Annotated in this window: 24 protein-coding genes; 16 read left to right on the forward strand and 8 right to left on the reverse strand. The window is 69.8% G+C overall.

All coding sequences use genetic code 11. The features are described from left to right. The first annotated feature begins 15 nt into the window (after positions 1-15). The gene (locus Afe05nite_RS03465) at positions 16-825 is read left to right on the forward strand and encodes an Fpg/Nei family DNA glycosylase (RefSeq protein WP_203815467.1); all 810 of its coding nucleotides are present in this window, start codon (positions 16-18) and stop codon (positions 823-825) included. Here Afe05nite_RS03465 and Afe05nite_RS03470 read toward each other — a convergent pair. The 3 genes from Afe05nite_RS03470 to Afe05nite_RS03480 all read right to left on the reverse strand — a co-directional run bounded on the left by Afe05nite_RS03470 (position 822) and on the right by Afe05nite_RS03480 (position 4,942). Then, on the reverse strand, positions 822-2,267 hold the full coding sequence (locus Afe05nite_RS03470; protein ID WP_239117518.1) for a polysaccharide deacetylase family protein: 1,446 nt from the start codon (positions 2,265-2,267) through the stop codon (positions 822-824). The genes Afe05nite_RS03465 and Afe05nite_RS03470 overlap by 4 nt on opposite strands. A 113-nt stretch (positions 2,268-2,380) precedes the next feature. Further along, the gene (locus tag Afe05nite_RS03475) at positions 2,381-3,751 is read right to left on the reverse strand and encodes an FAD-dependent oxidoreductase (RefSeq protein ID WP_203815468.1); all 1,371 of its coding nucleotides are present in this window, start codon (positions 3,749-3,751) and stop codon (positions 2,381-2,383) included. Positions 3,752-3,784: 33 nt separating this feature from the next. After that, positions 3,785-4,942, reverse strand: coding sequence for a carboxylate-amine ligase (locus Afe05nite_RS03480; protein WP_203815469.1), 1,158 nt, complete (start codon positions 4,940-4,942; stop codon positions 3,785-3,787). A gap of 63 nt (positions 4,943-5,005) precedes the next feature. On the opposite strand from Afe05nite_RS03480, the gene Afe05nite_RS03485 reads away from it, so the two are divergent. The 5 genes from Afe05nite_RS03485 to Afe05nite_RS03505 all read left to right on the forward strand — a co-directional run bounded on the left by Afe05nite_RS03485 (position 5,006) and on the right by Afe05nite_RS03505 (position 10,642). After that, positions 5,006-5,374 (forward strand): hypothetical protein, encoded by a 369-nt coding sequence (locus Afe05nite_RS03485; RefSeq protein WP_239117519.1) that lies wholly within the window; start codon positions 5,006-5,008, stop codon positions 5,372-5,374. A 444-nt stretch (positions 5,375-5,818) separates the two neighbouring features. Continuing rightward, a complete protein-coding gene (locus tag Afe05nite_RS03490) occupies positions 5,819-6,466 on the forward strand; it encodes a YidC/Oxa1 family membrane protein insertase (protein ID WP_203815470.1) in 648 nt (215 codons plus the stop codon). A gap of 103 nt (positions 6,467-6,569) precedes the next feature. Beyond that, complete coding sequence (locus Afe05nite_RS03495) at positions 6,570-7,964, forward strand: carbohydrate-binding protein (protein WP_203815471.1); 1,395 nt, start codon at positions 6,570-6,572, stop codon at positions 7,962-7,964. Between the two features lie 158 nt (positions 7,965-8,122). After that, on the forward strand, positions 8,123-9,415 hold the full coding sequence (locus tag Afe05nite_RS03500) for a chitinase (RefSeq protein WP_203815472.1): 1,293 nt from the start codon (positions 8,123-8,125) through the stop codon (positions 9,413-9,415). 24 nt (positions 9,416-9,439) lie between these two features. Further along, positions 9,440-10,642: a glycosyl hydrolase family 18 protein gene (locus Afe05nite_RS03505; RefSeq protein ID WP_203815473.1), complete on the forward strand. Its 1,203-nt coding sequence runs from the start codon at positions 9,440-9,442 to the stop codon at positions 10,640-10,642. On the opposite strand, the gene Afe05nite_RS03510 is transcribed toward Afe05nite_RS03505, so the two are convergent. Continuing rightward, positions 10,639-11,298 carry a DedA family protein gene (locus tag Afe05nite_RS03510; protein WP_203815474.1) on the reverse strand — a complete coding sequence of 220 codons (660 nt, stop codon included), beginning with the start codon at positions 11,296-11,298 and terminating at the stop codon, positions 10,639-10,641. The genes Afe05nite_RS03505 and Afe05nite_RS03510 overlap by 4 nt on opposite strands. 70 nt (positions 11,299-11,368) lie before the next feature. Between Afe05nite_RS03510 and Afe05nite_RS03515 the strand changes: the two genes are divergently transcribed. From Afe05nite_RS03515 to Afe05nite_RS03545, 7 genes are all read left to right on the forward strand, one after another. Next, a complete protein-coding gene (locus Afe05nite_RS03515) occupies positions 11,369-11,716 on the forward strand; it encodes a PadR family transcriptional regulator (protein WP_239117520.1) in 348 nt (115 codons plus the stop codon). Further along, a complete protein-coding gene (locus Afe05nite_RS03520) occupies positions 11,713-12,636 on the forward strand; it encodes a hypothetical protein (protein WP_203815475.1) in 924 nt (307 codons plus the stop codon). The genes Afe05nite_RS03515 and Afe05nite_RS03520 overlap by 4 nt, the downstream gene beginning before the upstream one ends. Then, on the forward strand, positions 12,633-14,279 hold the full coding sequence (locus Afe05nite_RS03525; protein WP_203815476.1) for an alpha-amylase family protein: 1,647 nt from the start codon (positions 12,633-12,635) through the stop codon (positions 14,277-14,279). The genes Afe05nite_RS03520 and Afe05nite_RS03525 overlap by 4 nt, the downstream gene beginning before the upstream one ends. Before the next feature lie 49 nt (positions 14,280-14,328). Beyond that, positions 14,329-15,093: a 3-oxoacyl-ACP reductase FabG gene (gene fabG / locus Afe05nite_RS03530; RefSeq protein WP_203815477.1), complete on the forward strand. Its 765-nt coding sequence runs from the start codon at positions 14,329-14,331 to the stop codon at positions 15,091-15,093. A gap of 120 nt (positions 15,094-15,213) precedes the next feature. After that, positions 15,214-15,615, forward strand: a complete 402-nt coding sequence (locus Afe05nite_RS03535; RefSeq protein ID WP_239117521.1) for a hypothetical protein — start codon at positions 15,214-15,216, stop codon at positions 15,613-15,615. A 1-nt stretch (position 15,616) separates the two neighbouring features. Continuing rightward, positions 15,617-17,080 (forward strand): glutathionylspermidine synthase family protein, encoded by a 1,464-nt coding sequence (locus Afe05nite_RS03540; RefSeq protein WP_203815479.1) that lies wholly within the window; start codon positions 15,617-15,619, stop codon positions 17,078-17,080. Next, positions 17,077-18,837, forward strand: coding sequence for a SpoIIE family protein phosphatase (locus tag Afe05nite_RS03545; protein ID WP_239117522.1), 1,761 nt, complete (start codon positions 17,077-17,079; stop codon positions 18,835-18,837). Before Afe05nite_RS03540 ends, Afe05nite_RS03545 begins: the two co-directional genes overlap by 4 nt. 11 nt (positions 18,838-18,848) lie before the next feature. Here Afe05nite_RS03545 and Afe05nite_RS03550 read toward each other — a convergent pair whose 3' ends face one another. Continuing rightward, positions 18,849-19,289 (reverse strand): hypothetical protein, encoded by a 441-nt coding sequence (locus Afe05nite_RS03550; protein ID WP_203815480.1) that lies wholly within the window; start codon positions 19,287-19,289, stop codon positions 18,849-18,851. Next, on the reverse strand, positions 19,282-19,647 hold the full coding sequence (locus Afe05nite_RS03555; protein WP_203815481.1) for a hypothetical protein: 366 nt from the start codon (positions 19,645-19,647) through the stop codon (positions 19,282-19,284). Before Afe05nite_RS03555 ends, Afe05nite_RS03550 begins: the two co-directional genes overlap by 8 nt. A gap of 60 nt (positions 19,648-19,707) precedes the next feature. Here Afe05nite_RS03555 and Afe05nite_RS03560 point away from each other — a divergent pair, with 60 nt between their 5' ends. Continuing rightward, the gene (locus Afe05nite_RS03560; RefSeq protein WP_203815482.1) at positions 19,708-20,613 is read left to right on the forward strand and encodes a Gfo/Idh/MocA family protein; all 906 of its coding nucleotides are present in this window, start codon (positions 19,708-19,710) and stop codon (positions 20,611-20,613) included. 36 nt (positions 20,614-20,649) lie between these two features. On the opposite strand, the gene Afe05nite_RS03565 is transcribed toward Afe05nite_RS03560, so the two are convergent. Next, positions 20,650-20,940 carry a hypothetical protein gene (locus Afe05nite_RS03565; RefSeq protein WP_203815483.1) on the reverse strand — a complete coding sequence of 97 codons (291 nt, stop codon included), beginning with the start codon at positions 20,938-20,940 and terminating at the stop codon, positions 20,650-20,652. A gap of 253 nt (positions 20,941-21,193) precedes the next feature. Here Afe05nite_RS03565 and Afe05nite_RS03570 point away from each other — a divergent pair, with 253 nt between their 5' ends. Beyond that, entirely contained in the window at positions 21,194-21,556 is a 363-nt protein-coding gene (locus Afe05nite_RS03570; protein WP_239117523.1) for a hypothetical protein, read from the forward strand. A 10-nt stretch (positions 21,557-21,566) separates the two neighbouring features. Here Afe05nite_RS03570 and Afe05nite_RS03575 read toward each other — a convergent pair whose 3' ends face one another. Further along, on the reverse strand, positions 21,567-22,529 hold the full coding sequence (locus tag Afe05nite_RS03575) for a helix-turn-helix transcriptional regulator (protein ID WP_239117524.1): 963 nt from the start codon (positions 22,527-22,529) through the stop codon (positions 21,567-21,569). Positions 22,530-22,859: 330 nt separating this feature from the next. Here Afe05nite_RS03575 and Afe05nite_RS03580 point away from each other — a divergent pair, with 330 nt between their 5' ends. Then, a complete protein-coding gene (locus Afe05nite_RS03580; protein ID WP_203815485.1) occupies positions 22,860-23,216 on the forward strand; it encodes an STAS domain-containing protein in 357 nt (118 codons plus the stop codon). Positions 23,217-23,222 lie beyond the last annotated feature (6 nt).

The following is a 23,222-nucleotide window of genomic DNA, read 5'->3' on the forward strand; positions in this document are numbered from 1 at the left end:
CTACCGTTGCCTCTCGTGCCAGAGGGACACACCATTCATCGGCTTGCCGCGATGCATCGCGAGCTCTTCGCCGGGCAGCCGCTTGCCGTCTGCAGTCCGCAGGGTCGCTTCACGGCCGGGGCGGCGCTGGTCGACGGGCGCACGCTGCGCGACACCGAGGCGTACGGCAAGCATCTGTTCCATCACTACGACGGTGACCTCAGCGTGCACGTCCACCTGGGACTCTATGGAAAGTTCGCGGACGGGACGCCGCCCGTGCCGCAACCGGTCGGGCAGGTGCGGATGCGGCTCGCCGGGGCACGGCACTGGCTGGAGCTGCGCGGGCCGACCGCGTGCGAGGTGTTCGATCCGGTGCGGGCGCAGCAGTTGCGGGACCGGCTGGGGGCCGATCCGCTGCGGGACGACGCCGACCCCAGCACCTCGTTCAAGCGGATCGCGACAAGCACCAAGCCGATCTTCGCGCTGCTGCTGGATCAGACGATCGTGGCCGGCTGCGGGTTGATCTACGCGAACGAGGTGCTCTTCCGGGCCGGGCTGGCACCGACCACGCCGGGGCGGTTGGTCGGCGCCGAGGGCTGGGACGCGCTCTGGTCCGATCTGCGGTCGCTGATGAAGGAGGGGGTGGCGCGCGGACGCATCGACACAGTGCACACCGAACACACCCCCGAGGCGATGCGGCGAGCGCCGCGCGTCGACCGGCACGGCGGCGAGGTGTACGTCTACCGCCGTCCCGGTCAGCCGTGCCTGGTCTGTGGCACCGAGGTGAGCCGTGGCCCCCTGGCCGGCCGCAACCTCTACTGGTGTCCCACCTGCCAGCAGAGCTAGCCGGCCGGGACCGCGTCGGCGGGCTGCGGCCCGGCCGACGGGGCCGGGCCGGGTGCCGTGGTGGTGGCGCTCGGTGCGGGTGCGGGTGCCGTGGTGGTCGGAGCCGGGGTGGGCAGATCCGGGATGCCGAGCTTGAAGTTCTGCTTCAGCCACGGCAGCAGCTGCTGGTACGCCGCGATGGTGTCGGGCTGGTTGAAGTCGTGGGACAGCACGATCGAGCCGGGCCGCACGTGTTTCTTGACCTCGGCGATCACCCGGGCGGTGTGGGCGGCGTCGTTCTCACCCGCGTCGTGCTTCCAGTCCTGCGGGTCGACCTCCCAGTAGAGCGAGGACATCCCGGCGGTCGCGGCCACGCCGACGAGGCGGTCGGTGAAGTTGCCGCCGGGCGCCCGGAAGAACGGGATCGGCGCGCCCGGCACCGCGGCCTGGATCGCCGCGTTGGTGCGGGCGAGGTCGGCCTCGATCTTCGCCGGGTCGTCCTTACCGATGGTGAGGCTGTGGTTCCACGTGTGGTTGCACAGCGTGTGTCCCGCGGCCACGATCTGCCGCACGATCTCGGGGTGCTTGCGGACCTGCTCGCCGACCAGGCAGAACGTCGCCTTGACCTGATATTGGCCGAGCAGCGCCAGGATCTTCGGGGTCTGCTGCGGGTCGGGGCCGTCGTCGAAGGTGAGCGCCACCGTCGAGTTGCCGGTGACTCGCAGCGAGGCGCCGGGGCCGCTGCCCTGTTCCTTCGCCGCCGCCGACGGGGCGGTGCCGGTGGCCGTGGCGGCCGGCGTGCTCGGCGTCGGTGCGGCCGGGGCCTTGGCCTGCTGGGCGCCCGCGGGGCGGGAGTCGTCCCGGTCCCGCGAGGAGTTGTCCGGCTTGGTCTTCTGGGCGGCCTGGGTGCCGGCCTTGCCCTCGGACGCGGCGTTGATCGCGTCGAGGCCGCTCGTGCCGCGGGCGCCGGGGATCGCGATCAGCAGCAGGCCGACCGCGACCAGCGAGGCGAGCAGCACCTGCTGCCGCGTCTTGCCCATCAGCAGCCAGGACTCGATCGGCAGGGTCCCGGGGGCGCGGTGGCTGCCGGTGATCGGCCGCTCGGCGACCCCGGACCGGTGCGTCGCCGCGTGGCGGCCCGGCCGGGTGGCGGTGCGGTCGCGCGGGCCCGGAATGCCCGGCCGGCTCGAGCCGGCCTGCCGGTCCGAGCCATCCTGCCGGCCCGGGATGTCGCGCCGGCTCGGGATGTCGCGCCGGCCGGCGGTGCCGCGCTGATGCCTCGCGGAGCGGGTCGGGCGCTCGGGCGTCGGCTCGGTGAAGTCCGGATCCGCGGTCACCGGGGGCAGGTCGAGAGAGACCCGCGGCCGGGAGTCGGCAAGCGACTCGGGGCGACGATGGCGGCCGCCCGCCTCGGCGACGTCGCCGGACGCCGGGCTCGGGAAACGAAGAGATTGCGGCGACATGCTGCATCTCTACCGTCTGACAAGATCTGATGCGAGACCAGATCGGTGATACCACTCCTACGGTGAGTAGTATCGCCAGCTAGCTGTCGGTGACCCCGCAACTCACAAAATACTCACATCGCCGCGTGTACGGCATCCGTGGCTTTGCGCGCCGCGATCAGCACCGGATCCCAGACCGGGGCGAACGGCGGGGCGTAACTGAGGTCCAAAGCGGTCATCTCCTCGACCGTCATCCGGTTCCACACCGCCACCGCCAACGCGTCGATCCGTTTGGCCGCCTCGGCCTTGCCGACGATCTGCGCGCCCAGCAACGTCCCGGTGCGACGCTCGGCGATCAGCTTGATCGTCATCCGGCTGGCGCCCGGGTAGTAGCCGGCCCGGCTCGTCGACTCCACACTGGCCGTCACGAACGCGAAGCCGGCTCGGGTGGCCTCCTTCTCGGTGAGACCGGTGCGGGCCACCTCGAGCTCGCACACCTTGGTCACCGCGGTGCCGATCACCCCGGGGAACGTCGCGTAGCCGCCGGCCAGGTTGATGCCGGCCACCCGGCCCTGCTTGTTGGCGTGCGTGCCGAGCGGGATGTTCACCGGCGCGCCGGTCAGCAGGTGGTGGCTCTCCACGCAATCGCCCGCCGCCCAGATGTTGTCGGTGCCCGCCACCCGCATGCGCCGATCGGTGCGCACCCCGCCGGTGGGTCCGACCGGCAGACCCGCGGCCGCGGCCAGCTCGCTGTTCGGGCGTACGCCCAGGCCCAGCACCACGATGTCGGCCGGCAGCGAACCGGTCGGGGTGACCACTTCGGTGACCCGGCCGTCCGTCGTCGCCAAGCCGGTCACCTGCGCCTCGGTGACCACCTTGATGCCCTCCCGGCGGATCGCCTCGGCCACCAGCGTGCCCACGTCGGGGTCGACCGTCTTGGCCATCGGCTGCGCCGACTTCTCCAGCAGCGTGACGTCGAGACCCCGCTTGAGCAGGGCTTCGGCCATCTCCACCCCGATGTAACCGCCACCGATCACGACCGCGGTGCGCCGGGCCGGCTCGCCGTCGAGCCACTCCTGGATGGCGGTGCCGTCGTCGAGCGTCTGCACCCCGAAGACGCCGGCCGCCGGGACGCGCGCCCACTCCGGCGTGACCGGGGACGCGCCGGTCGCGTACATCAGCTGGTCGAATTTCTCGCGCACCTCGCCGCCGCCGACGAGATCGCGCGCCAGGACCTCGCGGTTCTCGACGTCGATCGCGACCACCTCGTGCCGCAGGCGCACGTCGATGCCGGCTTCGCGGTGCGCCTCGGGAGAGCGGGCGACAAGCGCGTCGAGCTCGCCGACCGCCCCACCGATCCAGTAGGGGATGCCGCACGCCGAGTACGACGTGAAGCGGCCACGCTCGAACGCGACGATCTCCAGCCGGTCGGGACCGAGACGCTTGCGGGCCTGCGACGCCGCCGACATGCCGGCCGCATCACCGCCGATGACGACGAGCTTCACGTCCTTCAACCTACGTCGCGGTCCGGCGAAAAATCAGGCTTCGCCGCGAGTGGTACGCGCCAGCCAGTCCACCACGTCGGCGACCGTGCCGTCGCGGCCCAGGATCGCGCGCTGCCGGGCCGCCCCGGTGCCGTGCGCCCGCAACCGTCCCATCAGGACAGTGACCATCTCCAGGTCGCCGTGCCGTTCGAGCTCCGGTTGTACGTAGTCGAACAACTGCCGCATCAACCGCCAGGCCGGCCGGGGCTCCCGGGTGGCCAGGTCGAGCAGCTGACCCTCGAGCCCGTCCTTGGCGGCCCGCCAGTGCGCCGCCATCAGCAACGGATGCGGCACGTCCGGGGCCGGCGCGCCCTCGCCGATGTCTCGCAGCAGCGTCGCCACCAGACCCCGGGCCAGGGCGGCGAGCAGCATCGCGTCGTCCAGGCTCGGCGTCACGTCGCCCATCCGGATCTCCACCGTCGGATAGGCGGCGGACAGCCGGGCGTACCAATAGAGCATTCCCTCGTCGAGCATCGCCCCGCTCGCCTGGAGATCCCGGACGAGCTCCTCGTAATGCTCGAACGAATCCAGCTGCGGCGTCGGCCCGACGGTGGGCCAGCGCTCCCAGAGCATCGACCGCCAGCTCGCGTAGCCGGTGTCGCGACCGTTGTAGAGCGGCGAATTGGCCGAAGCGGCCTGGAAAACCGGAAGCCAGGGCCGCAGGTGGTTCAGCACCCGGATGCCGCTTTCGCGATCGGGGATGCTGACGTGTACGTGCGTCCCACACATGCCCTGACCAGGAGAAAGGTCGCCGAACCGCGCGCGCATCTGGTGATAGCGCGGCTTGTCGACGAGCCGCGCCGCCGGTCCCGCCGCCGGCCCGGCCCCGATCGCCACCAGGCGCGCACCCGCCTGCTCGGCCGCGCCGGCCACCACGCCGCGCAGCTCCTTCATCGCCGCGTGGAGCCCGCTCAGCTCCAGCTGCGGCGGGCTGGCCACCTCGATCTGGGTGCGAAAATACTCGTGCTGCACCGACTCCGAATATTCCGCCGGAACATGATCGAGCACCTGCTCGACCGCTTCCACGCCACGCGGCTCGACCGCGTCGACGAGTAGATATTCCTCCTCGATGCCGAGCGTCAGAAGATTCTGCGACTCGGCCTCCTCGGCCAACTCTTCGGAGATCGTGGTTCCACTGGCAGCGGCGTCCATGCGCCCCGGATACCCTTTGTCTGACGCGTGGAAACGGTTGCGGGCACAAGCTACTTTTGCCGCATGCTGCTCGAGAGTTTCCGGGCGCTCCTCGCCCTTCTCGACCCCACCCGTTCCGGGCTGACCCTGCTCTGGTCAGCTCTGCTCGGGCCGGCTCTGGCATGGCCGGCGCTGTCCGGGCCTGCGCTGTCCGGGCCTGCGCTGTCGGGACCCGCGCTGTCGGGGGCCCAGCTTGTTGTCGGGCTGGCGCTGATCGCCGCTGTCCTGCTTGTCGCCGCCGCGACCATCCCGGTCCTCGCTCCGCCGTTCGCCCCGGCGACCTATGCCCTGGCCCACCGCGCCCGCGCCACACTGCGCCCCCGCCTGGCCGACCCCGACGCCCCCGGCCGCCCACGTTCGCGAGCGCCGGCTGTGCGCCCCGCGGCAGCCTGAGCCTCCGCCAAGATCAGACTCTCGGCTCCACCGGTGACGTTGCTCCTGCTCGCATGGAGCCGCGTGCCCTGGTGACAGGTTGTGGCCGCCCGCACCCGCGCCCCGAACCGATCCATCCCGAATGCGGCGCCCTCGCCGGCGCCCTCGGTCGCGGAGGGCCCTTTTTGAGGGAAGTCGGGGCCTCCTGAACTGGGGGGAGCCCTCTTTCCCTGAAGTCGCGGTCTCGACGGGAAGTTGCGGGCTCGACGGCTCCTCGGTCGCGGTTCGACGCGCGGCCGGGCGCCATCGGGTGCGACACCGGCTCGGCTGGAGCCGACGACCCGCCGGCGAGCTGGGTGTCGCGGGAAGGGTGCACGGTCCGGCCTCGACGTGCGGGGCTGATCTTGGTGAGGAATTGCGTACTGCCGCCTCAGTGTCCAAATTGCTTCGGGCCAAGGGGTATCGGTGTTCATTTCTGACGTTTTCGGGGCCGTGGTCGACGCGGCTCACTTCGCTGTCGAAGGTATTTCCACACTGCTCGGTCCGGTTGCCGGGAGTCTCTCGGCGGCCTTGGCGATTGTCGTGTTCACGCTGCTCGTCCGGTTGTTGATCAGCCCGATCAGCTATCTGCAGGTGCTCGGGGAGCGGCGGCGGGCGGCGCTCGATCCGCAACTGAAACAGTTGCGGGCGAAGTATGCCGATGATCCCGCGAAGCTGATGGCGGAGACGTTCGCACTGCAGCGGGCCAATGGCATCAGCCCGTTCGCCGCGTTTCTGCCCGCGCTGGCGCAGGCGCCGTTCTTCATGATCATGTACCGGGTGGCGATGACGGCGCCGGCCGGGGCGGTCTTCGGAGTTCCGTTGACCGCGCATCTGTGGGCGGGGGCGCCGGCGTTCTTGGCATTGATTGCGGTCGCTGTCCTGATCGCTCGGTGGTCGTCGCGGCGAATGCCGGTGGAGACGCCGAGGCTGCTGCGGATGCTGCCCTATCTGACTGTTCCGGTGCTGGCCTGGATGCCGCTCGCCGGGGCCCTTTACCTGGTCACGTCCTCTGCGTGGACGGCGCTCGAACATGCGGTTCGGCGGAAGCCGGTAACAACGGGCAATCGTTGACCGCCAATGTTGACAACCCTCTGTAACAAGCGTGAAATCCGCTGAGAGCGCTCTCACGCGCCCCGACTCCCGCCTTCGACCCCCCTACGGAAAGGCGCAACCCATGTCACGCACTCGGAAGAGGCTTCGTGGCGTTCTCGCGGTGGCGACCGCCGCCGTCGCGGTCGCTGCGACCGCCGTCTTTACCATGGATGCCAACGCGGCCGTCCCCGCCGCGCCGTCCGGTATGACCACCGTCTTCAGCGACGACTTCACCGGCGCGGCCGGCACCGGGCTCAACCGGTCGAACTGGCTCTACGACATCGGCACCGGCTATCCGGGCGGCGCGGCCAACTGGGGCACCGGCGAGGTCGAGACGATGACCGACTCGACGAGCAACGTCTACCAGGACGGCAGCGGCAACCTGGTGATCAAGCCGATCCGGGACTCGGCCGGGCGGTGGACGTCGGGGCGGGTCGAGACGCAGCGCACCGACTTCGCGGCGCCGGCCGGTGGCAAGGTCCGCATCGAGGCGCGCCTGCAGCAGCCGAACGTCAGCGGAGCCGCGGCGGCCGGTTACTGGCCGGCGTTCTGGACGCTCGGCGCGGCCGCCCGTCCGGTGGGGGCCACGAACTGGCCGAGCATCGGCGAGTGGGACATCATGGAGGACATCAACGGCCGGTCGTCGGTGTTCGGCGCGCTGCACTGCGGCACCAACCCGGGCGGTCCCTGCAACGAGACCACCGGCCTCACCAGCGGTGAGAAGGCCTGCTCCGGCTGCCAGACCGGCATGCACACGTACGCGCTGGAGTACGACCGCAGCGTCTCGCCCGAGCAGATGCGGTGGTACCTGGACGGCAACAACTACTTCACCGTCAACGCCAACCAGGTCGACGCGACCACCTGGAACAACGCCACCCACCACGGCGTGTTCGTGATCCTCAACGTGGCGATGGGCGGCGGCTTCCCGGCCGCGTTCGGGGGCGGCCCCACCTCGGCGACGCAGTCCGGGGTGCCGATGATCGTCGACTACGTGGCGGTCTACCAGTCGGGCGGGGGCACGACCACGCCGCCGACGACCTCGCCCACCACGCCGCCGCCGACCGGGGGCAGCCGGGACGCGTTCGCGCGGATCGAGGCCGAGTCGTCGAACGCGTCGGCCGGCGTGATCGTCGAGACCTGCTCCGAGGGCGGGCAGAACGTCGGTGCCGTCGCGAACGGTGACTGGCTGCAGTTCAACAATGTCAACTTCGGCGGCGGCGGGGTCCGCGACTTCGTCGCCCGGGTCGCCTCGGGTGCGGGTGCCGGGATCAGCGGCCTGGTGGAGATCCGCCTGGACAGTCGCTCGAACGCGCCGATCGGCAGTTTCGCCCTGGCGAGCACCGGTGGCTGGCAGAACTGGACGTCGATTCCCGGCAACGTCGCGAACGTCACCGGCAGCCACACGGTCTATGTGACCTTCACCAGCGGGCAGCCGAACGACTTCGTCAACCTCAACTGGATCCAGTTCCGCAAGTAGTTACCCGCCTCGATGGGCCGGAAGTGCTGACCTGCGCTTCCGGCCCATCGTTGCATAGTACGAAATTATTTAAGGTTGTTTAACGTCCATCCCTCTGGACTTCACTGTTAACAGTCCTAAAGATTGATGCAAATCACAGGACGCATGGAGGGACGGCTATGAAGCGCTCCAGATCGGTAGTCCTCACGACCGTGGCGGCGCTCGCCGTGGGCGGTGCGGCGGTCTACTTCTCGGGCCCGGCCGGCGCTGCCGCCGCCTGTGCCTCCGCGTGGTCGTCCACCCAGGTCTACGTCGGTGGCAACAGCGCCTCGCAGAACGGCCACAACTACACCGCGAAATGGTGGAACCAGAACGAGTCGCCGGCGACCCACTCGGGTCAGTGGGACGTGTGGGCCGACAACGGGTCCTGCGGAACGTCCACCCCGACGACGGCGCCGCCCACCACCCGGCCGACCACGGCGCCCCCGACCACCGCCCCGCCCACGACGGCTCCGCCCACGACGGTCCCGCCCACGACGGTCCCGCCCACGACGGTCCCGCCGAGCAACGGCACGCTCCCGAAGCACTTCCTCACCGGCTACTGGCAGAACTTCTACAACGGCGCGGCCGCCCTCAAGCTCGCCGCCGTCCCGACCAACTACGACCTGGTCGCGGTCGCCTTCGCGGACGCTTCGCCGACCCCCGGCGCGGTCACCTTCACCCTGGATGCGGGCCTCGCCGCCCAGGTCGGCGGTTACTCCGACGCCCAGTTCAAGGCCGACATCGCCACGCTGCACTCGCGCGGCAAAAAGGTGATCATCTCGGTCGGCGGGGAGAAGGGCACGGTGAGCGTCGCCGACTCCGGTGCGGCCACCAACTTCGCCAACTCGGTCTACTCGCTGATGACGACGTACGGCTTCGACGGTGTCGACATCGACCTCGAGAACGGTCTGAACTCGACCTACATGGCCCAGGCGCTACGCGGCCTGCGGGCCAAGGCGGGCGCCAACCTGATCATCACGATGGCGCCGCAGACGATCGACATGCAGAGCCCCGGCTCGTCGTACTTCGCCCTGGCGCTGTCCATCAAGGACATCCTCACCGTGGTGCACACGCAGTACTACAACTCCGGCGCGATGCTCGGCTGCGACCAGATGAACGCGTACTCGCAGGGCACGGTGAACTTCCTGACCGCCCTCGCCTGCATCCAGACCCAGAACGGCCTGCGCCCCGATCAGGTCTCTCTCGGTCTGCCGGCCAGCACCAGCGCCGCGGGTGGCGGTTACCAGTCACCGGCGAACGTCAACGCCGCCCTCGACTGCCTCGCTCGGACCACCAACTGCGGGAGCTTCAAGCCGCCGGCGACCTACCCGGGCATCCGCGGCGCGATGACCTGGTCGATCAACTGGGACGTCACCAACGGCAGTTCCTTCGCCAACACCGTCAAGCCGCACCTCGCCACCCTCCCCTGAGCGCCCCAACCCCCAGGAGTCCCCGTGAAACTCGGTCGAAAACTGCTGATCCTCGGGTCGGTCACGGCCACCGGCCTGGCCGCCGCGATCATCCCGATGACGATGTCGAACGCGGCCACCGCCTGTGCCGCCGGCTGGTCCTCGTCCGCCGTCTACGTCGGTGGCAACAGCGCCTCGCAGAGCGGTCACAACTACACGGCGAAGTGGTGGACCCAGAACGAGTCGCCGGCGACCCACTCGGGTCAGTGGGACGTGTGGGCCGACAACGGCGCCTGCGGTGGCACCACCCCGCCGACCACCCCGCCCACCACCGGCCCGACCACGAACCCGCCCACCACCCCGCCGTCCACCGGCACCAAGATGGCGAGCGCGCCCTACGTCTACCCGGGCTGGGGCAACCCGCCGGCGCCCGCCACGGTCATGAACGCCACCGGCATCAAGGCGTTCACCATCGCGTTCGTGCTGGCCAACGGCTGCAACCCGGTGTGGGACGGCGAGGGCGGCCTGACCGGCGGGGCGCACGCCACCTATATCGCGCAGGCCCAGGCGGCCGGTGCCAGCATCGTGCCGTCGATCGGCGGCTGGAGCGGTAACAAGCTCGGCCCGAACTGCGCCACCCCGGAGGCGCTCGCCGGCGCGTATCAGAAGGTGATCGACGCTTTCGGCCTGAAGGCGATCGACATCGACATCGAGAACACCGACGAGTTCGAGAACACCGTCGTGCAGGACCGCATCCTGAACGCGTTGAAGATCGTCAAGCAGAAGAACCCCTCGGTGAAGACGATCCTGACCTTCGGCACGTCGCCGACGGGCCCGAACTACTACGGCACCCGGCTGGTGCAGCAGGCCAAGGCGCTCGGCGCGAACGTCGACATCTTCACCCAGATGCCGTTCGACTTCGGCGGCGGCGCCGACATGTACGCGGCCACCACCGGCGCCTCCGAGGGCCTGAAGAACCTGCTCAAGACGACGTTCGGCTACACCGACGCGCAGGCCTACAGCCACCTGGGCATCTCCGGCATGAACGGCCTGTCCGACCAGCAGGAGCTGACCTCCACCGACACCTGGACCCGGATCCGCGACTACGCCAGGAGCAAGGGCCTCGCGCGGTTCACCTTCTGGGCGGTCAACCGGGACCGAGGATGCGCCGGGGGCGGCGTCGTCTCCAACTGCTCGGGCATCGCGCAGGCCGACTGGGCCTTCACGAAGATCAGCGCAGGATTTTAGTCACGGTTGACTGACGCGCGGTCGCTCTTCGGGGCGGCCGCGCGTCGCTTTTTGACCACCCACCAGATGACCGCGCCGACGAAGAACGCCCCCACCGCGTAGTCGAAGAAGTGGCTGTACTTCTCGATGTTCTGCCAGCGCGCGCCGAGCAGGTAGCCGCCCATGATGAACAGCGAGTTCCAGATCCCGCTGCCGATCGCGGTGAAAACCAGGAACTGGCCGATCGGCATGCGATTGGCGCCGGCCGGGATCGAGACCAGGGAGCGTACGACCGGAGCGCAGCGCCCGACGAGCACCGCCGACTTCTCGTGCTTCTCGAACCAGCGATCCGCCTTGTCCAGGTCCTGCGCGTCGACCAGCGGAATCCGGTCGAGCCATCGGCGCAGCCGGTCCTCGCCGAGCCCGCGGCCGAGCCAGTAGAGAAGCAAGGCCCCGGCCACCGACCCGGCGGTCGCCGTGATCAGCACCAGGATCAGCCCGACCCGGCCCTCGGCGGCCAGGTAGCCGGCCAGCGACAGGACGATCTCGCTGGGAATGGGAGGGATCAGGTTCTCCAGCGCGACGAGCAGGCCGACGCCCGCCTCGCCGAGTGACTCGATCACCGACGCGACCCAGCCGGTGAGTCCGGACAGCTGCCCAAGGTCGCTTTCTGCCATCGCTCATGTTTACCCGATGACCTCGCCGCCAACCGTTCTCATGTACTGATCATCGGTATATGCTGCCGCCGTGACTGACGGACCGATGCGGGAGCCGACCTTCCTGGTCCTCACCGCCCTCGCCGGCGACCCGCGACATGGCTATGCCGTCCTCGAGGACATCGCCGCGATGACCGACGGCCGGGTCCGGCTGCGTGCCGGCACGCTCTACGCGGCGCTCGACCGGCTGCGCACCGAGGGCCTGATCGAGGTCGACCGCGAGGAGATCGTGCAGTCCCGGCTGCGGCGCTACTACCGCCTCACCGGGGCCGGCGTGCGGAGCCTGACCGCCGAGACCGCCCGCCTGCGCGCGCAGGCCACTATCGCGGAGCGCCGGCTGAGCGCCCGCTGGACCGAGCTTGGGGGAGCCACCGCATGACCACGCCGGAGAAACGCTTTCGTCGGCTGCTCGCGCTCTTCCCCAGAGAGCACCGCGCGGAGTACGGCGAGGAGATGCTCGGCGTCCTGCTGGCCGACGGCCGCACCGGGCCGGGAGTGACCGCCGACCTGCTGCGGGCGGCCGCCGGTGCCCAGTTCCGGCAGGCCTGGGCGGCATATCGGGACGAGCGGTGGCGCCACGCCGCGTTCGTGGTGCAGCTCTTCGGTTCGATCCTGCTGCTGTCCATGGCCGTCCGTCGATTCGTCGCGGTGATCTGGGCGATGATCAGGTGGCCGGAGCATGACCTCACCGGGTTCTACGGGGTCGATCTGGTTCGCACGCTCGGCTGGACGGTCGCCGTGGCCGGGGTCGTGCTCGGCATCCGGCTGCTCGGGGTGGCGGGCGCGGCGGCCGGGCTGGCCGGCGAGATCGTCGCGCCGTTCCGGTTCTATCTGGACACCCCCGCGCAGGTCCTCAACGCGTACTGGATCGTGGTGGCCGCGGTGGTGGTGCTGATCGCCGCGACGGTGTCCGTCCGGCGAGGCGTCCCCCGGGGCTGGCCGTTGGTGGTGGCGGCGGGCGCGGTGCTGGTCGGCCAGGGGGTGGCTCCGTTGGGTCTGCGGGGGCAGCTGTTCGGCGTGGCCGCGTTGCTGGCCCTGATCGCGGTCGCCCTGGTGGACCCCGCCGGCCGGCGCCGGGTGGTCGTCCTCGCGGTGCCGGTCCTGGCCGTGTTCCCGCTGGTCCGGCTGGGGTTCGCCGGCCTCGTCGAGTACAACGCGGGCCACCCCGAGTCGATCGCGCTCATCGACCCGCTGCAGTGGGCCGTGCTGGTGGTCGTCCCGGTCGTGGCGTTCGTCGTCGCCGGTGAGGTCGACCGCCGGTTTCGGGCTCCGATGGCCGGGACAAGTAATGGGGCATGAGTGACCAGTGGTACAAGAAGGCTGTCGTCTACTGCTGCGACATCGATACCTTCGCCGACTCGAACGGGGACGGCGTCGGCGACATCCAGGGCCTGATCGGCCGGCTGGACTATCTGTCCCGGCTCGGGATCACCTGCCTGTGGCTGAACCCGATCCACCCGTCGCCGGACCGCGACGACGGTTACGACGTGTCCGACTTCTACAACGTCGACCCGCGTTTCGGCACCCTCGGTGACTTCGCCGAACTGTTGCACCAGGCGGGCAACCGCGGCATCAAGGTGATCATCGACCTGGTCGTGAACCACACCTCCGACCAGCACCCGTGGTTCCAGTCGGCGCGGTCGTCGCCCGATTCGCCGTACCGTGACTGGTATGTCTGGGCCGACAGCGCGCCGTCCGACCGGCACCAGGGCATGGTTTTCCCCGGCGAGCAGGGCGAGACCTGGTCCTACGACCGCACCGCGAAGCTCTGGTATTACCACCGGTTCTACAAGTTCCAGCCGGACCTGAACATCAAGAACCCGGCCGTGCGCGAGGAGATCAAGAAGATCTGCGCGTTCTGGCTCCAGCTCGGCGTCGCCGGGTTCCGGATGGACGCGGTGCCGTTCATCATCGAGGAGACCGAGCCGGGCAACGCCAACCCGCCCAAGGACCTCGACTACCTCACCGACCTGCGGCAGTTCGTGCAGTGGCGCAAGGGTGACGCGGTGCTGCTGGCCGAGGCGAACGTGGAGCCCGACGAGCTGGTGAAGTTCTTCGGCGACGCGGGCGGCTCGAACAACCGCATCCACATGCTGTTCGACTTCATGCTCAACGGCCAGGTGATGCTGGCGCTGGCCCGGCAGAACCCGGAATCGATAATCGAGGCGCTGCGCGAGACGCCGAAGTTGCCGGCCGGCGGCCAGTGGGCGACCTTCCTGCGCAACCACGACGAGGTCGACCTGTCCCGGCTCACCGCCGGCCAGCGGGAAGAGGTGTTCGCCCAGTTCGGCCCGGAGCCCGAGATGCAGCTCTACGGACGCGGCATCCGGCGGCGGCTGGCCCCCATGCTCGGCGGTGACCGGCGCCGGCTGGAGCTGGCCTACTCGTTGCAGTTCACCCTGCGGGGCACGCCGGTGCTGCGGTACGGCGAGGAGATCGGGATGGGCGACGACCTCTATCTCGAGGGGCGCGACGCCATCCGTACGCCGATGCAGTGGTCGTTGCTCGAGAACGCGGGCTTCTCCACGGCTGACTCCGGGAAACTGGTCCGGCCGGTGGTCGACAGCGGCGACTACGGCTACGAGAAGATCAACGTGACCAACCAGCGACAGGACCCGAAGTCGCTGTTGTCGTGGTTCGAACGGATGATCCGGACCCTGAAGGAGGCGCCCGAGATCGGCGCGGGCAGCTGTGTCCACGTCGACGTCCCGGTTCCCGAGGGTGTTCTGGTGCACCGTGCCGAGGACTCCACGGGTACGATGCTCTTTGTGCACAACCTGTGCACAAAGGATGCGGTGGTCGACCTCAGCTCGGTGTCCGCCGAGGCCGAGTTCCCGAACGACATCCTGGCCGACCGTGAGTACCCTGACCTGGGCAAGTTCGACCAGGTCCCGGTCGCCGGGTATGGCTATCGGTGGATCCGGATGCGGCGTTGCTCATGAGTCGGGTTACAGTCGGCCGTCGGCGCAGAGATCACCACCGGAGGCCGCAATGACGCAGTCCGCACCCACCCGCGTAGCCATCGTCACCGGAGCCGCGCGCGGCATCGGGGAGGCCACCGCCCGCAAGCTCGCCGCCGACGGGATGGCCGTCGCGGTCGTCGACCTCGACGAGGGTGCCTGCGCCAACACCGTGACCGCGATCCACGACGCCGGTGGCACCGCGCTGGCCGTCGGGGCCGACGTGTCCGACCCGGTGCAGGTCGCCGCGGCCACCGAGCGGGTGGTGGCCGAGCTCGGCCCGCCGACCGTGCTTGTCAACAACGCCGGCGTGCTGCGCGACAACCTGCTGTTCAAGATGACCGAGGACGACTGGGAGACCGTCATGGCGGTCCACCTGCGTGGCGCGTTCCTGTTCAGCCGGGCGGTCCAGAAGCACATGGTCGACGCCGGCTGGGGCCGCATCGTCAGCCTGTCCAGCACGTCCGCCCTGGGCAACCGGGGTCAGGCCAACTACGCCGCGGCCAAGGCGGGCATGCAGGGCTTCACCAAGACCCTCGCGATCGAGCTCGGCCGCTTCGGGATCACCGCGAATGCGGTCGCACCCGGATTTATCGTCACCGACATGACAGCGGCCACCGCCGCCCGGGTCGGGATGGATTTCACCGATTTCGAGAAAGCTGCGATCAGTCAAATCCCGGTGGGCCGATCGGGCCGTCCCGAAGACGTCGCGAACACCGTATCCTTCCTCGTCAGCGAGGGCGCCGGGTTCGTCTCGGGTCAGGTCATCTACGTGGCGGGCGGCCCCCGCGACTGAGCGTTGTTCAGGGCCTGCCTTGACCGGCGACGAGCGGTGGATGACCATGGCGGTCTCCACCGCCCTGAATAATCCTCACCAGTTGCTGAGGGGCGTTACAAAGAGATGATGAACAGACGCATGACCTCCCGCAGTGTCTCGCTGACCAGCACGTTCCTGTTGCTGGCGGCGGGCGGGGCGGCGGCCTGCGACCGAGGTAGCAAATATCATGACGAAGGCTTCTATTGCGCCGATGCGAACGGTGTGATTGTCGACGAGGATCTCTGCGACGACAACCACTACCACTCGTCCGGTGGGCTGTACCCCTATTACATCTGGCACTCCCCGTCGTACGGGCGTGGCTATTCGGTGGGCAGTCGGCTCCCCTCCGGGGGCAGCCGGTTCGCCTACAACGACAAGGCGTCCCGCTCGTCGTTCGGGCTGCCGTCCAGTGGCAAGATCGGTAACGGCACCATCAAGACGAGCGTGGTCGGCAAGGGCGGCAGTGGGTCGTCGTCGAGTGGGAAGAAGTCAGGCAGCTGACGTGCGGAGAGTTCCCTATGGTCCGGTCCGGGACGGTTGGAAGCTGACCAACTACAGTCTCGGACTGACCTACAACGACACCGAACTGCCCGACGGCACGATGCAGTCGTACTGGCAGGAGGGGCCGTACTACGACTTCACCGAGGCCGAGATCGGCGAGCTCGAGTCGGCCACCGCCACCCTGTTCGCCATGTGCACGGAGGCCGGCGACTGGATGGTGAAGCAGTGCCCGCGGCACACCGTGCAGGGCCGCCGTGAGGGCTACTTCGCCTCCGTCTGCAACCCGTCGAGCTGCTTCCTCGCCAAGATCGGCATCCCCGAGTTCGCGCACGAGCAGATCATCCGGACCTGGTTCGACGGCGACGCGGAGACCTGGACGCACTACGACAAAGACCCCGACATGCGGTTGCCGATGGAGACACCGGACTACTCGCCGAGCGTCTACGGCCGGTTCGACTTCTGGTACAAGGGCGCCGGCACCACCCCCAAGCTGCTCGAATTCAACGCGCAGACCCCGACGTCGCTGGTCGAGAGCGCGGTCGTGCAGTGGCACTGGGCCGACCAGACCGCGCTCACCCGGCACCCGTGGCGCCAGTGGAACTCGATCCACGACCGCCTGGTCGGCTGGGAGGCCGCCGACGGCGAGCCGGCCAACCCCGGCGCCTGGCGCCGCAACATCAACAAGTTGCGCGAGGCCCGAACGTGGCTGCCGGAAAAGCCGAAGATCTTCTTTGCCTACGAGACGAGCGAGACCTCCGGCGAGGACCGCATGAACGTCGCGTACCTGATGTCGACGGCGGAGGAGGCCGGTTACCCGGTCGAGCTGATCGCGATGAGCCAGATCGGCTGGGACGTGGCCGGCGACCGGGTCGTCTTCGTGCCCGAACCGGGCAAGGAGAGCAAGGCCCAGCCGATCGACATCATCTTCATGCTCTACCCGTGGGAGTGGTTCTGGACCGAGGAGGGCGGCAAGGGCTTCTTCCGCAACATGGCCGACCCCACCAAGCACGGCACGGTCTGGATCGAGCCGCCCTACAAGGCCGCCCTGCTGGGCAACAAGGCCCTGCTGCCGGTGCTGTGGAAGCTGTTCGGCGACGACCCGGAACGCTCCAAATATCTCCTGCCCGCCCATTTCGCCGGCTCCACCGGGGCGAAAGCCATGACCAGCTATGCCAAGAAGCCGGTGTGGGGCCGCGAGGGCGGCTCGGTCACGCTGGTGCGTGACGGCCAGGTCATCACCGAAAACCCGACGGAGTACGGGGCGGACGGCCTGTTCGTGCTGCAGGAGCTGTGTGAGCTCCCGGCGTTCGACGGTCTCGAGGGCACGGTCCACCCGGTGATCGGCTCGTGGCTGATCGACGGCGAGCCGGCCGGCATGGGCATCCGCGAGGGTTTGGGCACCGACGGTCTGGTAACCAAGGACACGTCGTTCTTCCTCCCGCACACGATCGAGGCCGACGCTTGACCGTTGGAGACGTGCCGTTGTCGCCACCCAGCGACGACCGGCTCACCGCGCTGACCAAAACCGGGCTGGCCGCCGAGCCCGACCCGGTGTTCGACCGCCTCGCCGAGCTGGTGCGCCGGGTGCTGCACGTGCCGGTGGCGCTGGTCAGCCTGGTGGAGGCGGACCGCCAGGTCTTCCCGGGCGCGTGCGGACTGGGTGAACCGTGGCAGGAGCGTCGCGAGACCCCGCTGTCGCACTCGTTCTGCAAGCTCGTGGTGGAGACCGCCGCGCCGTTGATCGTGGTGGACGCCCGTACCGACCCGCGGGTGGCCGGCAATCTCGCGATCACCGAGCTGGGCGTCATCAGCTACGCCGGGATGCCGCTCACCGACGAGGGCGGGAACGTCCTCGGATCGCTGTGCGCGATCGACTCGGTGCCGCGCCGGTGGACCGACCACGAGCTCACCGTGCTCTCCGACCTGGCCGCGGCCTGCTCGGACAGTCTGCGGCTGCGGATCGCCACGCAGACCGCCCGGCGTCGGGAGAGCCGGGCCGGGCTGGCCTTCGACCGCAGTCAGCACCTGCTGCGGGCGAGCGTCGCGCTGGCCAACACCGGCACCGTCGACGACGTCGTCAAGGTCCTGCGGGAGTTGGCGACAGTGACGCTCAGCCCGGACTTTGTCGGGGTCTCGCTTGTCGACCGGGCCGGGCGGATCAGCCTGCGGTCCGGTGACGTGCTGCCACCCCCGGTCGCCGAGCGGTGGAGCCGCTACTCGGGCGTCGTCACGCCCGCCGCGCTGGCCATCCGGCGGGGCGCCGCGGTGATGCTGCCCGACCTGGCGGCGATCCGGGCGTACGCGCCGGACGCCGGCGAGACGTTCGCCGAGATGGGTTGGGAGGCCGCGGTCAGCCTGCCGCTGCCCAGTCTGACCGGCCCGATCGGCGCGCTGACCTTCGTCTGGAAGCAGCCCTTCGCGCCGGACGAGATCGAGCAGGCGGTGCTGGCGGCTGTGGCCGGTTACGTCGCCCAGGCGCTCCAGCGTGCCGACTACCTTTTCGCCCAGAAGTCCGCGGCCGAGGTCCTGCAGTCGGCACTGCTCTCCGAGTTGCCCGACACGACCCCGTTCGAGGTGGCCTCCCGCTACGAGTCGGCCGCCCGGGGCGAGCATGTCGGCGGTGACTGGTACGACGCCGTCCGGCTGGACCCACGTCACCTGGCCCTGGTCATCGGCGACGTCACCGGGCACGACATGACGGCCGCCGCCATGATGGGCCGGCTGCGCAGCAAACTGCGGCTCCTGCTGGTGGACCGCAACGAGCCACCCGCGGCCCTGCTGCGCCGGCTCGACGCGGCCTGCCAGGTGCTGGGCGACCGGGTCGCCGCGACCGTGGTGCTGGCCTACCTCTACCCGGACCCGTCGGGCCACGGCCATCAGCTGCACTGGTCCAACGCCGGGCACCCGGGCCCGCTGCTGGTCACCGACGGTGTCGTCACCGTGCTCGAGGAGCGCGACCCGCTCCTGGGCGTGCTCAATCGCACCTCGCGGACCAGTCACCTCCGGCACGTGCCGCCCGGCTCGACCGTGCTGTTCTACACCGACGGCCTGATCGAGACCCGCACCAGCCTGTGGGACGACCGGGTGAGTCAGCTCTGCGACCTGGTGGCCGGCCTGGCCGACCGACCGCTGCCCGAGCTGCTCGACCGCCTCTATGCCGAACTGGCCGACGACGACCACGAGGACGACGTGGCCCTGATCGCGGTCCGCACCCCGCGCTGAACCCCGAAGGGTCAGGCGGCCGCGCGCGGGCGGTGCCGCCAGATCCACCACAGGCCGACGAACGGAAGGACCAGCGGCACATATCCGTAACCGCTGCCGAAGCGGGACCAGACGGTGTCGTCCGGGAAGGCGACCGCGTCGGCGATGCTCAAGGTGCCGACGATCAGCACGCCGAGCAGTTCGATGCTGCAGCTGACCAGCGCGATCCGGCGGCCACGCTCACCGCCGATCGCGAGGCCGACGGTGGCCGCGATGTAGACCAGGCCGGCCACGCCGGACAGCAGGTAGGCCAGCGGGGCCTCGGTGAAGTGGGTGGCGATCTGCACCAGGGCCCGGGCGCTCGCCGACAGCGCGAAGATGCCGTAGACGAACAGCAGCAACCGGCCCAGGCCGGTGTTGAGGGCGGCGTCGGCCGGCCGGGTGCGAGTGGTGGCGGGCGGTTGGTCAGGCAACGGTCACCGACGCAATCTGCTGCAGGCGCAGCACCAGGACCGGCAGCACCAGGCAGGCGACACCGAGGATCAAATTGCCCCACCGGGTCGGCTCCATCCGGGCCAGATAGATCGCGACCGGGGCGAACGCGATCGTAGTGATCAGGTAGCCGGCGAAGGTGGGGGTGTCCGACGGCCGGTGGTCGCCGACCAGACCGGCCACCGCGACCAGCACCAGCACCGCCACCAGCACGCCGAGGACGGCGGTGGCCAGCAGGTCGAAGCGGCTGGGCGCGCGGTTGAGCGCGGCGCGCAGCAGGAGCCAGGCCGCCAGCACGAGGGCGACGACGATGGTGGCGACCGACAGGGGTCCGTTCACCCGGCAAAGAGTACTGATGGCGAGTAGCCCGGGCGCGTGCGGCCGGGATAGTTTGCGATCATGCGCTTCGGACTATTCGGCACGGGACCGTGGGCCCACCAGGCCCACGCACCGGCCCTCGCGGAACACCCAGATGTCGAGCTTGTCGGGGTCTGGGGCCGCAATCCCGACAAAGCCGCCGAGCTGGCCGGCCAGTTCGACGCCCAGCCGTACGCGGAGATCGACGCCCTGCTCGCCGACGTCGACGCCGTCGCCATCGCGCTGCCGCCGGACGTCCAGGCGCCGCTGGCGCTGCGGGCGGCGCGCGCCGGCAAGCACCTGCTGCTCGACAAGCCGGTCGCGTTCACCGCGGCCGAGGCCGACGAGATCGCCGCCGCCGTCGCCGAGCGCGACCTCGCCTCCATCGTGTTCTTCACCCGCCGGTTGATGCCGCCGGTGGCCGGATTCGTGGCCGAGGCGGCCGCGACCGGCGGCTGGCGGGAGGGCCGGGTCGACCATCTCGGCTCGATCTTCGTCGGCGACAACCCGTTCGGGCAGTCACCGTGGCGCAAGGAAAGCGGCGGCCTGTGGGACGTCGGGCCGCACGCGCTCGCCATGCTGCTGCCGGTGCTCGGCCCGGCCGTCGAGGTGGCCGGGATGGCCGGCCCGCATGACATGACGCACGTGCTGGTGCGGCACGAGAGCGGCGCGATCAGCACGCTCAACCTGACCGTCGACGCCGCCCCGGCTTCCGAGCGCGAGGAGACGATCATCGCGGGCGAGGCCGGCGTGCGGGCCGTCCCGGCGGCCGAGTGGGCACCGACCGAGGCCCTCGGCCGAGCGATCGACAAGCTTCTCGCGGCCGCCGCCGGTGGCCCGGCGCCCGAACTGGACGTGCGTTTCGGCGCCGAGGTGACAGCCGTCCTCGAAGCCGCCCAGCAGGCGGTCACCAGCGGCCGGACGGTGCCTGTCCGCCGCGTCGGATGAGCGGCTGACGCCCGTCCGGCGCCGGCTGCGGGAGTCTCAGGGAACGGTGCGCTCGATCGCCGCCGGGCCGTCCTCCGCCAGTTCGCGGCGGGCGCGCTCGACGTTCTCCGGGGTGGGGTCGCGGCCCTCGGCGACGGCCAGGTCCGCTGGATCCCACGGCTGGTCGGCGCCCGTACGCCACTGAGGCTCCGGTCCGGGCGGGAGGAACTCCGGGGTGTCCTGATCGGTGCCCCCGCCGGTGATGAAGGCGTCGACGGCCACGTCGTCCTGGATCGCGTCGGCCACCTCCGGGCTCTCCTCGAGTGGTGGGCGCGGTTTCTCGGTCATCTGATCCTCCAAGCTCGGCTACCTTCGTCTTACCCCCTCGGGCGCGGACTGACCAGGTGACCGAAACGGACGATCATGTCGTCGATGGGACGAACTGAGCGCTAACTGGACAGGGCTCGCGTGTTATGGATCGACGCTATGTAGTGAGACGAATACATTTTCGGCCTGGCACGTTTGTGGACAGGTGGTCAGGGCATGCCGCGCCCCGCATGCATGAACACGACTGTTCAACCGTGTGGTGAGGGGGAGACGCGTGACAAGCCTGTCCGACGCGGAACGGGATGCGTGTGACGTGATGCAGGCGCTTGCCGGTCTGGCCGCCCTGCTTCGCCGTACGACGGACGAGCTGCCCGGCATCGATCCGGGTGATCCGGAGGCGGCCGAGACCCGGCGGATGATGCTGGCGATCGCCGAGGACGGCGGAGTGGCCGCCGCCCGGGTCGTGTCCTATCTGCGCGAGCAGCGGGGCGCCGGGGACGGCGAGCTCATCGCCGTGCCGCGCCGGCTGGGGCAGTTCCGTGACTGGGTTCCGCCACGCGGACAGGTCTTCGGGGCTCCGGGCGGGGTGAGCCGGACCAACGGCGTACCCCAACCGCGTCGCGACCCGGGAGAGTGACCGGCATTTCTCAGCCGGACGACCGCAGGGTCTCCGACGGCGGAACGCCGAAGCGGGTGCGGTAGGCGGAAGCGAAGCGGCCCAGGTGGGCGAAGCCCCAGCGGTGCGCGATCGCGGCCACCGTGACCCGCACCGGGTCGGCCCGGCGTAGGCTTTCGTGCGCCCGCCGGAGGCGTTCCTGCTGGAGATAGGCCATCGGCGGGCAGCCGAGGTGCCGGCGGAAGCCTTCCTGGAGCGAGCGGACGCTCATCCCGGCGACGGCGGCCAGGTCGCCCACCGTGAACGGCCGCTCCGGCTCGTCGTGGATGGCGTCCACCGCCCGGCGGACGGCCCGCGGCGGCCCGGCGGTGCCGGGGTTGGTCAGCTCGTCGTGATGGCGGTGCGGCACGCTCAGCAGCAGCCCGCTCAGCACACAGCCGCGCAGCTGCTCGGCGATCAGCGGCCGGTAGATCAGGCTCTCCGGGTGCGCCACCTCGTCGTGCAGCAGCCGCACCAGCCGGCTCCAGCTGTGGCCGGGCCCGCTCGACACGTCGATCTGCGGGGGGAGGTCGATGGGTCCCTCGATCGGGCGACCCAGCAGGCGGGCGAGTTCCTGTTCGAGGGCAACTCGTTCGATCTTGATGGCGAGCTCGGCCGAATTACCGTCGTGCATGGTGTAGACCGGGTTGCCCGGGCCGAAGACGGCGGCCGTCGACGGGTCGGCGAATATCTCGTGCCCGGCATGCCGGGCCTGCATCTGGCCGACCATGGGCAGACTCACGTGGTATGCGTCGATTTCGGCGACCGCGAGCGTCATCGGCGAGGCATAGCTGAGCTGCCCGACCGTCAGTGGTCCGAGTTGGATCACTTCTATGCCGAGGCCGAAGCCCTCGCCGTCGTCCGGGATGCCGACTGCCACGGGGTAGTAGAAGCGATTCAGCGCCGTGCGCGCCTGATCGATATCTACGCTGCTGAAGTGGAGGATGTCGGGCACTTCGGGACACGTGAGACCGGGCCTCGGAAAGACGTCATACATACCGAAGCGGACTCCATCGCATGCCGTGAGTATTCGGCCCGGATACGTGGAACGTCAACGTTCCCGCCGCGCGCTGACCGTTCCCGCACATTCAGGCCATATGAACTACTCTGGCGTTCCGCGCCTACGTGGCGTAACTTGCAGGCCAGCGGATTGTTGTAGGGACGCGGTTGGAGGGTGGCACCTGGGCGAGGTGCCGACGCCCGGTTGGGCTCACGGGCCGGCGGGCGTGACTCCGCGTGGAATTGTTCGGCGTCGGGTCGGCTCGACGCCAGGAAGAGGGCAGCCGTGTATCTGCCGATCACTACCCGCCAGTTGGCCGATGGCACCGTCGAGATCGCGCCCAGCGGAGAGATCGACCTGGACAACGCCCACGTGATGCGGGACGCCGTCAACGACGTGCTGACCAGTGGCACACCCACCAAGATCTGCCTCGACCTGCAACGCGTGATGCTCATCGACAGCATCGGCATCGGGATTCTGGTGGCCTGCTTCCACACCGCCGCCGCAAGCAGCGTGAAACTCGTGGTCAGCCATCCCAGCCCGACGGTCTACCGGCAGCTCTGGGTCTCCGGGCTGGTCGGCCTGCTGGGCTGTGCCGAACCCCCATCACCGCGCACTCAGGTCGGCCTGCGTCCGTCCTGAGATTCA

This window comes from Paractinoplanes ferrugineus, from assembly GCF_016862195.1.
Classification (GTDB): Bacteria; Actinomycetota; Actinomycetes; order Mycobacteriales; family Micromonosporaceae; genus Actinoplanes; species Actinoplanes ferrugineus.